The organism is Pseudomonas sp. R62 (assembly GCF_000257605.1).
Classification (GTDB): domain Bacteria; phylum Pseudomonadota; class Gammaproteobacteria; order Pseudomonadales; family Pseudomonadaceae; genus Aquipseudomonas; species Aquipseudomonas atacamensis.
The window spans coordinates 1-1443 of sequence record NZ_AHZM01000863.1; the positions used below are offsets into that span (position 1 = coordinate 1).

At 58.8% G+C, this 1443-nt stretch carries 1 protein-coding gene and 1 pseudogene; one reads left to right on the forward strand and one right to left on the reverse strand.

The annotated features are described in order from the left end of the window. Positions 1-292, reverse strand: a pseudogene (locus tag OQK_RS00675) (type 1 glutamine amidotransferase domain-containing protein); the annotation flags it as partial. A 212-nt stretch (positions 293-504) separates the two neighbouring features. On the opposite strand from OQK_RS00675, the gene OQK_RS00680 reads away from it, so the two are divergent. Next, positions 505-1089, forward strand: a complete 585-nt coding sequence (locus OQK_RS00680) for a TetR/AcrR family transcriptional regulator (protein WP_016770670.1) — start codon at positions 505-507, stop codon at positions 1087-1089. Positions 1090-1443: the final 354 nt, after the last annotated feature.

The window sequence follows — 1443 nt, forward strand, 5'->3', positions numbered from 1 at the left end:
ACACTGCGTCGAAATCTTCGGCCTTCACATCAGCCAGACGACCGGTGCTGGCCAACGCTTGTTGCGCCGCTGGATCGGCGCGGAAGCGATCGGTCTCGGCAGTCTGCGCGCTTGGCTCATCGCTTTTCGGATCGAGCGGAGGCTGGCCGCCGGCAGGCGATACCAGGGTGACGTCGGCGCCGGCGTCCTTGAAGGCAAAGTAGGGCGCGGCGAACTCTTCCAGCCAGAAGCCGGTTTTCTTGCCAGTGTTGCCGAGTTGATCGTGGGAAGTCAGAACCATCAAGATTTTCATAGAGCACCCTTGGGTTGGTCTGGCATCGGCAGAAGGCGAGGGATTCGCTTGTTGTCGGTGCCGCATGAATTTGTGTGTCGGGGCGCAGCATAGTTTCCAATTAGACCAGTCGTCTAGTAATTTTTTCAGAAAATGTTTTTGCCCGTCGGTTATGGCAAACTCCCGGTCCTGAAAACTATACGACTGGTCTATTGTCTGGAATTTTGCGCACCATGAAGCCGACCTTTGACGACACCCGCCAACACTTGCTCGACACCGGCCACCGGATGATGGCCGAGAAGGGCTTCACCAGCGTCGGCCTCAACGAGATCCTGCAGACCGCCGGCGTGCCCAAGGGCTCGTTCTATCACTACTTCAAATCCAAGGAGTTGTACGGCCAGGCGCTGCTCGAGGATTACTTCGTCGACTACCTCGCCGACATGGAGCGCCGCCTGACATTGCCTGGGCTGACGGCCTTCGAGCGTTTGATGGATTACTGGCAGGGCTGGCAGAACCGCTGCACCCTCGAAGGCCATGGCGATGAATGCCTGGTGGTGAAACTCAGCGCCGAAGTCGCCGACCTGTCCGAATCAATGCGCCTGACCCTGCGCGACGGCGCCGAACGCATCGTCGCGCGCATCACCGAATGCATCGAACAAGGCCAGACCGACAAAAGCCTGCCGGAGGGCGATGCGCGCAAGTTGGCGGAGACGCTGTATCAGCTCTGGCTCGGCGCCAGTTTGCTGAACAAATTGCAGCGCACCGGACAGTCGCTGGAAACCTCGATGGCGATGACCCGGCAGTTGTTGCAAGTCTGAGCCTCGCCGCTGGTTCCTGTGGGAGTGAGCCTGCTCGCGATGGCGGCGGCACATTCAATATTTTCATCACCTGACCGGATGCATTCGCGAGCAAGCTCGCTCCCACAGGTTTTCGCGGCGTGTGCCAAATCCCGGCGACACGCAAAATCCAGTGTGGGAGCGAGCTTGCTCGCGAAGAGGGCGGCACATTCAACATCTTCATTGCCTGACCCAATGCATTCGCGAGCAAGCTCGCTCCCACAGGTTTTCACGGCGTGTGCCAAATCCCGGCGACATGCAAAATCCAGTGTGGGAGCGAGCCTGCTCGCGAAGACTGCGGCACATTCAACATCTTCATTGCCTGACCCAATGCAT